Annotated in this window: 10 protein-coding genes; 5 read left to right on the top strand and 5 right to left on the bottom strand. The window is 63.3% G+C overall.

Features of this window, described 5'->3' with window-relative positions; translation table 11 throughout:
- Positions 1-9: 9 nt before the first annotated feature.
- A complete protein-coding gene (locus ACZ89F_RS18915) occupies positions 10-489 on the top strand; it encodes an EF-hand domain-containing protein (protein ID WP_476093466.1) in 480 nt (159 codons plus the stop codon).
- Positions 490-534: 45 nt separating this feature from the next.
- Here ACZ89F_RS18915 and ACZ89F_RS18910 read toward each other — a convergent pair whose 3' ends face one another.
- A complete protein-coding gene (locus ACZ89F_RS18910; RefSeq protein ID WP_476093465.1) occupies positions 535-2,856 on the bottom strand; it encodes a PAS domain-containing sensor histidine kinase in 2,322 nt (773 codons plus the stop codon).
- A gap of 175 nt (positions 2,857-3,031) precedes the next feature.
- Positions 3,032-5,677, bottom strand: coding sequence for an aminopeptidase N (gene pepN, locus ACZ89F_RS18905; protein ID WP_476093463.1), 2,646 nt, complete (start codon positions 5,675-5,677; stop codon positions 3,032-3,034).
- Between the two features lie 157 nt (positions 5,678-5,834).
- Between pepN and ACZ89F_RS18900 the strand changes: the two genes are divergently transcribed.
- Together ACZ89F_RS18900 and ACZ89F_RS18895 are read left to right on the top strand one after the other, a co-directional pair.
- Positions 5,835-8,141: a xanthine dehydrogenase family protein molybdopterin-binding subunit gene (locus tag ACZ89F_RS18900; protein WP_476093461.1), complete on the top strand. Its 2,307-nt coding sequence runs from the start codon at positions 5,835-5,837 to the stop codon at positions 8,139-8,141.
- 94 nt (positions 8,142-8,235) lie between these two features.
- Entirely contained in the window at positions 8,236-9,213 is a 978-nt protein-coding gene (locus ACZ89F_RS18895) for a DMT family transporter (protein WP_476093459.1), read from the top strand.
- Here ACZ89F_RS18895 and ACZ89F_RS18890 read toward each other — a convergent pair whose 3' ends face one another.
- The 3 genes from ACZ89F_RS18890 to ACZ89F_RS18880 form a co-directional block, all read right to left on the bottom strand.
- The gene (locus tag ACZ89F_RS18890) at positions 9,214-10,026 is read right to left on the bottom strand and encodes a helix-turn-helix domain-containing protein (RefSeq protein WP_476093458.1); all 813 of its coding nucleotides are present in this window, start codon (positions 10,024-10,026) and stop codon (positions 9,214-9,216) included.
- 92 nt (positions 10,027-10,118) lie between these two features.
- On the bottom strand, positions 10,119-10,994 hold the full coding sequence (locus ACZ89F_RS18885; protein WP_476093457.1) for a uracil-DNA glycosylase: 876 nt from the start codon (positions 10,992-10,994) through the stop codon (positions 10,119-10,121).
- A gap of 50 nt (positions 10,995-11,044) precedes the next feature.
- A complete protein-coding gene (locus ACZ89F_RS18880) occupies positions 11,045-11,689 on the bottom strand; it encodes a hypothetical protein (RefSeq protein ID WP_476093455.1) in 645 nt (214 codons plus the stop codon).
- Between the two features lie 10 nt (positions 11,690-11,699).
- On the opposite strand from ACZ89F_RS18880, the gene ACZ89F_RS18875 reads away from it, so the two are divergent.
- Entirely contained in the window at positions 11,700-11,846 is a 147-nt protein-coding gene (locus ACZ89F_RS18875) for a hypothetical protein (protein ID WP_476093454.1), read from the top strand.
- A 63-nt stretch (positions 11,847-11,909) separates the two neighbouring features.
- Positions 11,910-13,589, top strand: a complete 1,680-nt coding sequence (locus ACZ89F_RS18870; protein ID WP_476093452.1) for an electron transfer flavoprotein-ubiquinone oxidoreductase — start codon at positions 11,910-11,912, stop codon at positions 13,587-13,589.
- Positions 13,590-13,690: the final 101 nt, after the last annotated feature.

Raw genomic sequence — 13,690 nt, 5'->3', positions numbered from 1 at the left:
GAGAAGACCATGAGAAAGTCAACCAAACTTGCCCTTGCCTTCGTAGCCCTGGCCGGCGCCGTCGGCACCACGGCCTATGCCGAAAACAACGCCAGTGAAAAAATGCGCGAGGGCACGATGATGCGCCTCAACAAGGCGATGAGCGATTCCGGCGGCACCATCACCTTCGACCAGTTTTCCGACGCCATGAACGCGCGGCTGAAGAAGCTCGTCGCCGACAATGGCGGCAGGCTGACCGTCGCCCAGCTTGCCGATGCGCTTGAGAAGGCGCGTTTCGAGCAGATGGCCAAACGCATCATCGCCCGCTACGACACCAAGGGCGACGGCACGCTGACCACAAACGATCTCACCAGTCGTGAGAAGAAAGTCTTCGCAATGCTCGACAGAAACAATGACGGCAAGATCGAAAAGAGCGAATTGCCGAAAGGCGGCCGCTTCGGCCGCCACCGTCAATGGAGTGACGACGGCGACAATAGCGATATGCAGTGAGGCTGACTGGAGCAGGCTCCGGCGGTGTTAGTCGGAGCCTGCTGCTCAGGCCGCGACCCTGATGGCCGGTGCGGCCTTCTTCACCGGAATGCGCACCGACACAATCGTGCCGACACCTTCGGTCGAACGGATCTTCAGCGCGCCGCCCTGGAGTTCGGCCAGTGAGCGCGAGATGGCGAGGCCAAGGCCGGACCCGGCGTGGCTCTTGGAGAACTGGTTCTGCACCTGCTCGAACGGCCGTCCGAGCTTGCCGAGCGCATCCTTGGGGATGCCGCAGCCATTGTCTTCGATGGTCAGCACCAGGGCGCCGGATGTGTTGCGGGCCCTGACCGATATGTGGCCGCCCTGGCCGGTGAATTTCACCGCGTTGGACAAAAGGTTGATGATGATCTGCTTGATCGCCCGGCGATCGGCGACCAGCGTCAGCGCGTCGGCGATGCGTGTTTCCACGGTGATGGCCTTTTGCGCCGCTTGCAGCGAAACGACGCGAACCGTTTCGCTGATCAGCGGGCCAAGGTCGATCTCTTCCCGGTCCAGCGAGAACTGGCCGGCCTCGATCTTGGACATGTCGAGAATGTCGTTGATGACGCCCAGCAGATATTTGCCGCTGCTGTTGATGTCGGTGGCATATTCCTCGTAGCGCTCCGATCCGAGCGGGCCGAACAGCCCCTGTTCCATCAGCTCGGAGAAGCCGATGATGGCGTTCAGCGGCGTGCGCAACTCATGCGACATGTTGGCCAGGAATTCGGATTTGGCCCGGTTCGCCGCTTCGGCCCGTTCGGTTTCCTTCATGTATTTGCGGTTGAGGTCGACCAGTTCGCGCGAACGCTCCTCTTCCGCCCGGCGGGCGAGGCTGAGATCATGGATCGTCGCCATCAGTCGGCGCTCGCTGTCGACCAGCTTCTCCTGGTGCAGCTTGATCTGGGTGATGTCGGAACCGACCGAGACGATGCCGCCGTCCCTGGTCTTCAATTCGTTGACCTGTAGCCAGCGGCCATCCGCCAGCTGGCGCTCGAAAGTGGCGCCGCCTTGCAGTCCGCTGGTGTTGGCAAGCCGCCGTTCGGAAGCAAAGGCCAGCATGCTTTCTTCCAATGCCGCACGCGTGACGCCCGGCATCACGTCGCGGTCTGAAAGCCCGTTGTCCTGCTGGTACTTGGAATTGCACATGATGAGGCGCTGCGCCGAATCCCACAGCACGAAGGATTCGTTGATGTTCTCGATCGCCGTTCTGAGGCGAAGGTCGGCCGCCTCGGAACGCAGCGCCAGATGACGCTGTTCGGTGACATCGACGGCGATGCCGATCAGTTGGATCTCCGGGGCTTCCGGATCGATGACTTGTGCGCGAGCGCGCATCCATACCCATTGGCCGTCGGAATGCCGCATCCGGAACACCTGGTCGATATGGTCGATCTCGCGTGCGACAATCCTGTTGGCGAGCTCGAACAGGTCGCCGTCCTCGGGATGGATGATCTGATCGACCTCGCCGAAGGACAGCATCGTGTCGCAGGGCTTGTAGCCGAGCATATCGTACATCGAGCGTGACCAGTACATCTTGCCGCGCACCATGTCCCAGTCCCACAGGCCGCAGCGGCCACGAACCAGTGCCATGTCGATGCGCTGATGCGCTTCGAGGTAGATGCGGTCAGCCGCCTGTGCGCGCGCCGCCTGGCCGAAATAGGCGTAGAGGATGACGATCAACACGCCGGCCGTCAGTACGAACAGGGTGACGTTCAGCGAAACAGTCTTGCGCCAGGTATCGAAAACCGCGTCCTGCGGCACCAGGGCCGCCGACGCACCCTTTCGGCCATTCGCCAGGCTGACCGCCGCATACCAGTCGCGTCCGTCGATGTTGACGTCCATGACGCCGGCGCGATCGCCGAACATGAACAAGGGCTGGCCGCCCTCGACGAGGCCGTCGAGCGAATGGCCTTGCCATGGCACCGAGCGCGGTGTCACCGCTACGATCTTGAAAGCACTGTCGGTGATGACGAGCACATGGCTGCGACCCATCGCGCCCTGACGACTGGTGGTCTCCAGCAGGTCCTGGATGGCGCCAGGCACCGTATCCGAGGTGGTGGCGAGCGAACTGGCCAGCTGGCCCGCCGCCAGCGTCAGGATCGCCTTGGCATTGCGCTCGACATCGTCGCGCTCGTTCATCAGCGACAGCACGCGCAACGCCGCGATGACGATCAGGAAGGTGATGATGAGGACGGGTATCGATCGGCGCAGCAGCGGCTCGGCGGCCAGAAGCCGCCGGTAGGCCGGTTCGGCGATGAGCCGCGTATTCCCGGCAAGGCCGTCGCTTCGCGCCTCACGATGCGCAAAAGCCGTCCCTCCGGGCGCGCCCCACGCGTCCGCCTTCGCCATAAATGGCACTCCCCGAATTTGCCTATGCTGCTTGTTGATCCGGCAAACGCCGCACATCCGAATCGTCAGTAAAGAATCAAAGGTGATTCGCCTTGTCCAGTGCTCCGGCGAAAAAAGATTAAAAATCGACTAAAATAACGCCGAAACGGCTCAACGCCCCTTCTCGAGCGCACGCTTACGCCAGCGTGCGCTCCACTATATCCCGAAGATCCGCCGACAGGTTTTCGGCGCCGGCGATCGAGAGCAGCGCTTCCCGGGCCTTGGCTTGGCGGCCAGGTTCGAGCGAACGCCAGGATCTGAGCGCCGTCGCCAGCCTTGCCGCCACTTGCGGGTTGCGTCTTTCGACCTCGAGCACAGTCTGAGCAAAGAACCAGTAGCCTTCGCCGTCGGCACGATGGAAGCCGGTCTGGTTGGCACTGGAGAACGTGCCGATCAGCGAGCGCACCCGGTTCGGATTGCCCATCGAGAAGGCCGGGTGGCCGGTCAGGGCCTTCACTGTGTCGACGGTTTGCGGCCCCGGAACGCTGGCCTGGATCTGGAACCATTTGTCCATGGCCAGCGGGTCGGACCCATAGACCGTCTCGAAGGCCGCCAGCGCCTTGATCGCCTCTGGCGAACCGTGGTGACGATGCGCGAGCACGGCAAGTGCTGCCGCGCGGTCGGTCATGTTGGTCGCCGGCTGGAAATGCCCGGCGGCGAGTGCCGCTCCACCCGGCTGCAGCGACAGATAATCCAGCAGGGTGTTGCGCAAGGCGCGTCGTCCGGCGCTCGCCGCGTCAGGGCTGAACGCTGCCTTGTCGGCAAGGCCCTCGTAGAGGCCCGAAAAAGCATCGCGGTTTGCGGTGCCGATCGCCAGCGCCAGCGCTTCGCGAGCCGCATAGATGGCATCTGGGTCGATATTCCTGCCGATGTCGCGTGCGATGTCGGCTTCGCCGGGCAATGCCAGCGCCAGCGCCCGATAGGCCGGCTCCAGCGTCTCGTCGCCGGCAATGCCGCCGGCGAGTTCGGTCAGCCGTGGCGCAAAGGCCGGCTGCTTGCCGCCGAGGATTTCTCGGAAGGCGGCGATCAGTGCGTCGGTCAGCAATGTGTTGAAGGCCTGCCAGCGCGAGAAGGCGTCGCTGTCATGGCGGGCGAGGAAGAACTGGTCGTCGGCTTTCTGCTCGACGGACAGTGTCACAGGGGCCGAAAAGCCGCGGTTGAGTGACACGGCCGGGCGCTCAGTCACGCCTGAAAACCGCACCATGTGGCGGCGCTTGCGGACATGGATGACGCCGTCCTCGACGCTGGCGCCCTCGACGCCGCTATACTCCACAGGCTTGCCGCCGGCGCCGATCAGGCCGAAAGCGAGGGGGATGTGCATCAGCCTCTTGCGGCTTTCGGAGGGTGTCGGCGGCACCGACTGCTCGATTTCGAGCGTGAATTCCCGCGCGGCCGGATTGTGCGTCGAACTGATCGTCAAATTGGGCGTTCCCGCCTGATGATACCAGAGCGCGAACTGCGACAGGTCGCGGCCGGACGCATCCTCGAACACCTTGATGAAATCCTCGATCGTCGCCGCGTCACCGTCGTGCCGCTCGAAATAGAGGTCCATGCCGGCGCGAAAGACGTCGGCCCCGAGAATTGTGCGGATCATGCGCACCACTTCGGAGCCCTTCTCGTAGACCGTCGCCGTGTAGAAATTGTTGATCTCGCGGTAGCGGCGCGGCCGCACCGGATGCGCCAGCGGGCCCTGGTCCTCGGGAAATTGGTGGGCGCGCAGCGTGCGCACTTCGGCGATGCGCTTGACCGAGCGCGAGCGCTGGTCGGCGGAGAATTCGTGGTCGCGGAAGACCGTCAGGCCTTCCTTCAGGCAGAGCTGGAACCAGTCGCGGCAAGTGATTCTGTTGCCTGTCCAATTGTGGAAATACTCATGCGCGATGATCGCCTCGATATTGGCGAAATCGGCGTCCGTCGCGGTCTCTTGGTCGGCCAGAACATATTTGTCGTTGAAGATGTTGAGGCCCTTGTTCTCCATCGCGCCCATGTTGAAATCGGACACGGCGACGATGTTGAAGACGTCGAGATCGTATTCCCGGCCGAACGCCTCCTCGTCCCATTTCATCGACCGCTTCAAGGCGTCCATCGCGTAGCCGGCCAGCTTCTCCTTGCCGGGCTCGACATAGATGCCGAGCTCGACCGTGCGGCCGGACAGGGTGACGAAACTGTCGGCGAGCTGGCCGAGATTGCCGGCCACCAATGCGAACAGATAGGACGGCTTGGGGAAGGGGTCGTGCCACACTGCATAGTGCCAGCCGTCGCCAAGGTCGCCCTTGTCGACCGGGTTGCCGTTGGACAGGAGCAGCGGCGCCTCGTCGCGCATTGCTTCTATGCGCACCGTGTAGACGGACAGGATGTCGGGTCGATCGAGGAAATAGGTGATGCGGCGAAAGCCCTCGGCCTCGCATTGCGTGCAGTAGACATGGCTCGAGCGGTAGAGACCCATCAGCGCTTCGTTGCCTGCCGGCGCCAGCTCGGTCTCGATCAGCAGTTGGAAGCGGCGCGCGGCCGGCGGCTTGAGGATGGTCAACTGGTCCGGGCTCGCCAGCAGATCCGCCGGTTTTACCTTCTTGCCGTCGATCTCGATGCGCTTGAGCGTCAGCCCGTCGCCGTCGAGCACCAACGGAGCCGACGCGGATACGCCGTCACGGCGCTCGACCGTGAGCAAGGCGGTGACGTGCGTTGCGTCTGGCGAAAGGCGGAAAGTGAGGTTGGTTTGCGGAATGAGGTAGTCGTTGGGGCGATAGTCTTCGAGCTTGAAGACCTGGCCGGTGTCCGTGCGCATTCCGTGGGTTTTCCTGTCGATAGCCTTGGCGGCGGATTGTTTCCGCCGGTCCAAGAAATTTGAAGTCCGCGCTCTTTACACGAAACAGCCCCTCGACAAAACTGAGGCAATGCCTATTTCAGGCCTTCCTTTTCCCGTCATCACCGCGAGGCACCCATTGACCGTCGTCACACCGAAATTCGGCATGGGCGCATCCGTGCTGCGGCGCGAGGATGCTGCTTTCATCCAGGGGCAGGGCCGCTATACCGACGACATCCAGCCGGCTGGCGTCCTGCATGGCTATGTCCTGCGCTCGCCCGTCGCCAAGGCCAGCTTCACCATCGGTTCGACCGAGGCGGCGAAGGCGGCACCCGGCGTGCATCTGGTGCTGACCGGCAAGGACCTGGCTCATCTCGGCGATCTCAAGTCCGGCGTCATGCAGGAACAGCCGGACGGCACCAAGGCGCCGACGCGCGACATCCCGATTCTGTGCCGCGACCGGGTCAACTATGTCGGCGATGCCGTTGCCTTCGTCGTCGCCGACAGCCGTGCCTTGGCGCAGGATGCCGCCGAACTGATCGACGTCGACTATGACGGCGAAGATGCGGCCTCCGGGACGGCAACGGCACTTGCCGAAGGCACGCCGCTGGTCTGGCCGGAGCTTGGTTCCAACCGCGCCTTCACCTACCACATGGGTGACAAGAAAAAGACCAAGGCCGCTTTCGCCAAGGCCGCCCATGTCACCCGCATCGAATTCGTCAACAACCGGCTGGTCTGCAACTACATGGAGCCGCGCTCGGCTATCGGCGAGTGGAACGGTGAGGAGAACCGCTTCGTGCTGACCACGGGGTCGCAGGGCGTGCATTCCATGCAGTACATCCTGGCCGGCCTGTTCAAGATCAAGAAGGATCAGTTGCGCGTCATCACGCCTGACGTCGGCGGCGGTTTCGGGCCCAAGAGCTTCGTCTACCGCGAATATCCGCTGGTGCTGGAGGCGGCAAAGCGGCTTGGCCGCCCGGTGAAATGGGCCGGCGACCGCACCGAGCACTTCCTGACCGATGCGCAAGGGCGCGACAATTTCGTAACGGCCGAGATGGCGCTGGACAAGGATGGCCGCTTCCTCGGCATGAAGGTGGACCTGCTCGCCAATATCGGCGCCTATATCTCGCAATATGGTCCGTTCATTCCCTATATCGGTGTCACCATGTCGACCGGTGTCTATGATATCCAGGCGCTCGACGTCTCGGTCACCGGCCTCTACACCAACACTTGTCCGGTCGATGCCTATCGCGGCGCCGGCCGGCCGGAAGCGGCGTTCCTGCTGGAAAAGCTTGTCGATGCCTGCGCCCATGATCTCGGCCTGCCGGTGGAGGAGATCCGCCGCCGCAACTTCATCCGGCCGGAGCAGTTTCCCTACCGGACGCAGACCGGCCGCCTCTACGACAATGGTGAATTCGAAGGCCATATGGAGCGCGCGATTGAACGGTCCGAATGGAAAGCGTTCCCGGCCCGGCTGGCGCAGTCGAAAGCCGGCGGAAGAATCCGCGGCCTCGGCATGGCGACCTATATCGAGGCCTGCGCCTTTCCGGGCTCGGAGCCGGCCTTTGTCGAACTCAACGGCGACGGCACGGTGACGCTGAAGATCGGCACCCAGACCAACGGGCAGGGGCATGCCACCGCCTATGCGCAGTTCCTGTCGGAAAAGCTCAATCTCGACATCGACAAGATTCATGTCCGCCAGGGCGACACCGACGAGCTGAAGGCCGGCGGCGGCACCGGGGGCTCGCGTTCCATTCCGCTGGGGGGTGTATCGGCCTCCCGCGCGGGCGAGGATCTGGCCAACAAGATCAGGCGCATCGCCGCCGACGAGCTGGAGGCCTCAGCCGGCGACATCGAGCTGTCTGATGGTGTTGCCCGCATCGTCGGCACCGATCGCACGATCGATTTTTCCGCCATCGCCAAGGCCGCCAAGACATCAGATGATCTCAAGGGCTTCGGCGAGTTCGTGCAGGACGAGTGCACCTATCCCAACGGCACCCATATCTGCGAGGTCGAGATCGATCCCGACACCGGCGCCACCGAGATCGTCCGCTACACCATCGTCGATGATTTCGGCGTCACCGTGAATCCGATGCTGCTCGCCGGCCAGGTGCATGGCGGCGTCGTGCAAGGCATCGGCCAGGCGCTGACCGAGGAGACGATCTATGGCGAGGACGGGCAGCTGCTGACGGCGAGCTTCATGGACTACGCCATGCCGCGCGCCGACAATTTCCCGTTCTTCCATTTCGAGACCCGCAACGTGCCGTCGACCACCAACGCGCTCGGCATCAAGGGGGCAGGCGAGGCCGGCACCATCGGCTCGACACCTGCGGCACTCAATGCGGTGACCGACGCGCTCTGGCGTGCCTACGGCGTCAGGCACATCGACATGCCAGCAACGCCGGCGCGCATCTGGGCAACGATCCGGGAAGCGGCTAAACCATGATCCTGAAAAGTGGGAACCGGTTTTCAGAAAAGATCATGGTCAAACAAAAAATTAGAGTCCTATCCCGACTTTGTCGGGATAAATTGGACTCGAAGTGACGGCCGGGCCGGCCCCCGACGCTGTTACAGCCGGTGGCCATGCCGGCGGGCACAACACGCTCACCGGCATCACGCTCAAGATCGTGTCGGTGGCGGTCTTCGTCGGCATGCAGACCTGTATCAAGGCGGCGGGCACCATTCCGGCGGGCGAGATCGTCTTCTTCCGCTCCTTCTTCGCCATCTTCCCGATCATCGCGTTTCTGGCCTTCAAGGGAAAACTCGGCACTGCGTTCACCACCAGGCGTCCGTTCAATCACATCGCGCGTGGCCTTGTCGGTGTCTGCGCCATGGGACTTGGCTTTTTCGCGCTGACCCGGCTGCCGCTGCCGGAAGCGATCACGCTGAACTATGCACAGCCTTTGCTGGTGGTCGTGTTCAGCTCGATCTTCCTTGGCGAGGCCATCCGCGTCTATCGCTGGAGCGCGGTCGCGGTCGGCCTGGTCGGCGTGCTGATCATCTCCTGGCCGGAGCTGACGCTGCTGAGTTCCGACGAGGCGCTCGACGATCAGGAGGTTCTTGGCGTTGTTGCCGCTCTTGTCGCGGCGGCGATCTCGGCCGTCGCCATGCTTTTGGTGCGCAATCTCGTGCAAAGCGAGCGCACCGCGACCATAGTGCTGTGGTTTTCGGTGACGGCGAGCGTCATGTCGCTGTTGTCGCTGCCATTCGGCTGGCAGGCGCTGACGCCGCGCCAGGCGGCTCTTCTGGTTGCCGCCGGTTTCTGCGGCGGCCTCGGCCAGATCCTGATGACAGCGGCCTATCGCCATGCCGAGGCCTCGGTCGTAGCGCCGTTCGAGTACACGTCGATGATCCTCGGCGTCGTCGTCGGTTATCTCGTCTTTGGCGATGTTGCCACGATTAACATGCTTGTTGGCGGCCTGATCGTCGTTGCCGCCGGGATTTTCATCATCTGGCGCGAGCGCCAGCTTGGCCTGGAGCGCACCCGCACGCGCAAGGCATCCTTGCCTGAAGGGTGATTACGACCGTTCGGCCCGCTCCTTCGCCAATCGCACCAGCATCGTCCTGGTTGGCTCATCGGCCGGGAAAAACGATTCGATCGCCAGTTCCGACAGCGTCACGTCGAGCGGCGTGCCGAACACGGTGATGGTGCTGATGAAGGACAGCACCTGATCGCCATGCGCCAGCCTGAGCGGGTGGACGATGGCATTCGGCTCGACCGGCGCCGGCCGGCTGCCTTTCAAGCCGGACGGATAAGTCCTCAGCTCACGCTCCAACTCGACCAGCACCGGGTCGCCGCTCGCGTCGTTCTGGTGTTTCAGGCGCTCAAGCAGATGCGTTCGCCATTCCTGAAGATTGACGATGCGTGGCGCGATGCCGCCGGGATGCAGGCTGAGGCGAAGCACGTTGACCGGCGGCGTCAGCAGCGAAGCCTCGCTGACATCGGCAAGGAAGGGAGCGATGGCGGCGTTGGCCGAAACCAGGTTCCAGTGGCGGTCGACAGCGAGTGCCGGGAAAGGCTCGTGCCCCTTGAGCACGATCTCGACCGCCGCCATCGCAGGCGCTAGCGTCGCGTCGGTGAGCGAGCGCTCGCCGAAGCTGGGGGCAAAGCCGGCGGCGAGCAGCAACTGGTTGCGTTGCCTGAGCGGGATCGACAGCTGCTCGGCCAGATGCAGCACCATGTCCCGCGAGGGTGCCGCGCGTCCGCTCTCGACGAAGGAGAGATGCCGCTGCGATATCTCGGCTTCCATCGCGAGGTCGAGCTGTGACATGCGCCGGCGCGTGCGCCATTCGCGAATGAGGCTACCGGCGGAGGCTTGGGCTGTTGTCATGAGGGCATGGTTAGGCCGAGAGGTGACGTATTTCAATTACCTCGGAGGTTATCGATACCGCATCCATGTCGGAGGTTGGCCACTCTCCAAGCTCAGCCAACCTCCCGCAGCTTCGCCTTCACTTCGAGGAAATCCCGCCACGCCAGCTTCTTGTGCGCGGGCGTTCGCAGGAGGTAGGCCGGGTGCAGCGTCGGCATGGCCGGAATGGCGATGCCGGACGCTGTCGTGTGGACGCGCCAGTTGCCGCGCAGTCGCAGGATGCCTTCCGTGGTGTTGAGCAAGGTCTTGGCTGAGGGCCCGCCAAGGTTGATCAGCACCTTCGGATTGACCAGCTCGATCTGTCGCTCGATGAACGGCCGGCAGATCTCGGTTTCGTGCGGCGTCGGCGTGCGATTGCCCGGCGGCCGCCACGGAATGACGTTGGCGATATAGACTGAAGTGCGGTCGAGCCCGATCGCTGCCAGCATGCGATCGAGCAGCCGGCCCGAACGGCCGACGAAGGGCAGGCCCTCTATGTCCTCGTCGCGGCCAGGTGCTTCGCCAACCAGCATGACGGCGGCTTCCGGGTTGCCGTCGGCGAATACCAGGCTCTTGGCGGTGGCCTTGAGATTGCAGCCCTCGAACGCCGCCATATGCTGGCGAAGCTCGTCCAGCGTCGTTGCCGTCGTCGCCAATTGACGCGCCAACGCCGCTTGCGCCTCGTCGGGAACGGTGGCCGATGTTGCGCGCGCAATCGGCGGCGCATTTGGTCTGTCACCTGCTTCAGGGCGAGACATATTCGTCGAGCGCTGCGGTACAGCGGTGTCGCCCGAAGGCGCCGCAGTCGGCGCGCGCTCCATAGGCTTTGGCGCAACTTCGGCAAACCGGTTCACCGGCTGGTCTTCAAGCGCCTCGTCGACGCCCACGCTGGCATAAAAGGCCAGCAGGTCGGCGATATCGGGTCTGTTGTTTGGGGAAGCGGCAGTCATGCCGGCACATTCGTTCGCATGACGGCAATTTGCAAGGCTGGCCGCGTGCTCTATCCCGTCGGTATGCGGGGATCCTGCACCAGATAGAAGGTCCAGCGCGGCGTGTAGTCGGTTATCAGGAATTCGAACCTGGCGGTTTTCAGCGGGTCGACCTTGCCGTTCCTGAACAGCAGCCGGTCATAGGGTTCGAAATCGCGATCGAAATCGGCAAAATTGCTCGACCAGATGTTGTCCGGTGTCTTGTTGCGCTGGTCGAACGAAAGCCCGTCGCCGAACACGCTCGGCTGGTTCAGAATCTCCTGCAGCTCGAACTGGAATTCGATCCAGGCCTGGCCGCTGTTGTTGAGCACGTCGATGCGCATATACATGATGCCGTTGGCGAATTCGCCGGCCGGACCGAAAGTCTGGATGGGTTTCGTGGTGCGGATGGTCAGCGTCACCGGCGTTGACGAATTCAGCTCCTCGGTGATGACCAGCGGATCATCCTTCGTTCCGATACCCGAAGCGCCGGTGATGTGAAAGCCGCCAAGTTCGTCGGAGAAGGAGTAGGCGCCCGCCGCCCAGACTTTCACTTCGTCAGCGGCGGCGGGACCCGGCGCCAACATCAGAAGGGCCAAAAGGAGCGCCCGGCGGGTCCGGCCGGGCGGGAAAAGAAAGCGCGTCGGTGAAAAGCCGGCTGGCCCAGGAATGCGCATGGCGTGAAGTATGGCCGATAAGCAAGCCGTCGAACAATTAAAAACGCAAGCGCCCGGTGCAATGCCGGACGAAAAGCACGCGCCCGGCCTTGCGATGCGCGACTTTTTGGCCAAAACCGCATTGTCACGTATGCGCCGGTTTCCTGTCGCCAATTGATGCGCTATGCAGCGCAGGAGCCAGCAAGATACCCGAATGGGATAAGCCAGTGCGGAGGGGTTGATGAGCGACATCGAACGCGAAAGCATGGAATTCGACGTGGTTATCGTCGGCGCCGGCCCGGCCGGCCTCGCCGCCGCCATCCGCCTCAAGCAGGTCAATCCCGAGCTCTCGGTCGTCGTCCTGGAAAAGGGCGGCGAGGTCGGCGCTCATATCCTCTCCGGCGCCGTCGTCGATCCGATCGGCATCGACCGACTGCTGCCGGGCTGGCGTGACGAAGAAGGCCATCCCTTCAAGACGCCGGTCACGGCAGACCATTTCCTCGTCCTTGGCCCTGCCGGCTCGTTCCGTCTGCCCAACATCCTGATGCCGCCGCTGATGAACAATCACGGCAATTACATCGTTTCGCTCGGCAATGTCTGCCGCTGGCTGGCTGGTAAAGCCGAGGCGCTCGGCGTCGAGATCTATCCAGGCTTTGCCGCGGCCGGCCTGCTTTACAATGAAGAAGGCGCCGTCACCGGCGTCGTCACCGGCGACATGGGCGTCGAGAAGGACGGCACACACGGCCCGGGTTTCGCACCCGGCATGGCGCTGATGGGCAAATATGTGCTGATCGGCGAGGGCGCGCGCGGTTCACTCGCCAAGCAATTGATCGCCAAATACAAGCTTTCCGATGGCCGTGAGCCCGGCAAATACGGCATCGGCCTCAAGGAGCTCTGGCAGGTCAAGCCGGAGAACCACAAGCCGGGCCTGGTCCAGCACTCTTTCGGCTGGCCACTCGACATGAAGACCGGCGGCGGATCCTTCCTCTACCACCTCGAGGACAATCAGGTGGCGGTCGGCTTCGTCCTCCATCTCAACTACAAGAACCCGTATCTGTCGCCGTTCGAGGAATTCCAGCGCTTCAAGACCCATCCGGCGATCGCAGGCACCTTCGCGGGCGCCAAGCGGCTCGGCTACGGCGCGCGCGCCATCACCGAGGGTGGCTGGCAGTCGGTGCCGAACCTGTCCTTCCCCGGTGGCGCGCTGATGGGCTGTGCGGCGGGCTTCGTCAACGTGCCGCGCATCAAGGGTTCGCACAACGCCGTGCTGTCGGGCATGCTGGCGGCCGAGCATGTCGCCGAGGCGATCGGCGCCGGTCGTGCCAATGACGAGCTTTCCTCCTATGAGGCGGCCTGGCGGGCGACCGACATCGGCAAGGATCTGAAGAGGGTGCGCAACGTCAAGCCGCTATGGTCGCGCTTCGGCACCATCGTCGGTGTCGGTCTCGGCGGCCTCGACATGTGGCTGAACACGCTGTTCGGGATCTCGCCTTTTGGCACGCTGAAGCATGGCAAGGCCGACTTTGCCACGCTCGAGCCTGCCGCCCAGCACAAGAAGATCGCCTATCCGAAGCCCGATGGTGTGCTGACCTTCGACCGGCTGTCCTCGGTGTTCCTGTCCAACACCAACCATGAGGAAAACGAGCCGGTCCATCTGCTTGTCGGCGACATGGAGTTGCAGAAACGTTCCGAGCACGACGTCTTTGCGGGACCCTCGACGCGCTATTGTCCCGCCGGCGTCTACGAGTGGGTGGACAAGGACGGCAACGCCGCCGCCGATCCCGCGGCCAAGGACGTGCGCTTCGTCATCAACGCGCAGAACTGCGTTCACTGCAAGACATGCGACATCAAGGACCCGAACCAGAACATCAACTGGGTGCCGCCGCAAGGCGGCGAAGGCCCGGTCTACCAGGGCATGTAAGCCACGCACCGATCGGGCCGTCTCGGCCGCCGCAAGCAAAATGTCGGCGAAGGCCCGGTCTGCCGGGGATCGACGAATATTAGGACTGTTGAAACTGCCGC

This window comes from Mesorhizobium sp. USDA 3734, assembly GCF_056279665.1.
Note: the sequence above shows the minus strand (reverse complement) of the source record. Positions and strands in the feature narration are given on the sequence as shown.

Coding starts and splice junctions, on each gene's coding strand:
- ACZ89F_RS18915 (WP_476093466.1), top strand. CDS start 10: ATGAGAAAGTCAACCAAACTTGCCCTTGCCTTCGTAGCCCTGGCCGGC.
- ACZ89F_RS18870 (WP_476093452.1), top strand. CDS start 11,910: ATGAGCGACATCGAACGCGAAAGCATGGAATTCGACGTGGTTATCGTC.
- pepN (WP_476093463.1), bottom strand. CDS start 5,677: ATGCGCACGGACACCGGCCAGGTCTTCAAGCTCGAAGACTATCGCCCC.
- ACZ89F_RS18890 (WP_476093458.1), bottom strand. CDS start 10,026: ATGACAACAGCCCAAGCCTCCGCCGGTAGCCTCATTCGCGAATGGCGC.
- ACZ89F_RS18875 (WP_476093454.1), top strand. CDS start 11,700: ATGGCCGATAAGCAAGCCGTCGAACAATTAAAAACGCAAGCGCCCGGT.
- ACZ89F_RS18910 (WP_476093465.1), bottom strand. CDS start 2,856: ATGGCGAAGGCGGACGCGTGGGGCGCGCCCGGAGGGACGGCTTTTGCG.
- ACZ89F_RS18880 (WP_476093455.1), bottom strand. CDS start 11,689: ATGCGCATTCCTGGGCCAGCCGGCTTTTCACCGACGCGCTTTCTTTTC.
- ACZ89F_RS18885 (WP_476093457.1), bottom strand. CDS start 10,994: ATGACTGCCGCTTCCCCAAACAACAGACCCGATATCGCCGACCTGCTG.